Genomic DNA, 227 nt, shown 5'->3' on the forward strand with positions numbered 1-227 from the left:
AACCATCCAGTTTATTCCTAAAACAATCAATGACCATAAATATTTATAACCATTTTTAAATGTAATCTTTTCTTCGGATCTCATCATTTTATTAATTCGTTTTATATGCTTTTCCGTACTTTTTCGTGTATATCTATATATATTATCTTTAGTTTGATTARTATYATTTTTATGGCTACCTTTTTTCCTATCCATAAACTCCCTCCTAATCATTTTAATATATAATT

At 24.0% G+C, this 227-nt stretch carries 1 protein-coding gene; it reads right to left on the reverse strand.

From position 1 onward, the window contains the following. On the reverse strand, positions 1-195 hold a 195-nt coding region (locus G3997_RS04540), incomplete at its 3' end, for a hypothetical protein (RefSeq protein WP_296648772.1). Between the last annotated feature and the right edge of the window lie 32 nt (positions 196-227).

This window comes from Romboutsia sp. 13368 (assembly GCF_018336475.1).
In the GTDB taxonomy this organism is placed as follows: domain Bacteria; phylum Bacillota; class Clostridia; order Peptostreptococcales; family Peptostreptococcaceae; genus Romboutsia.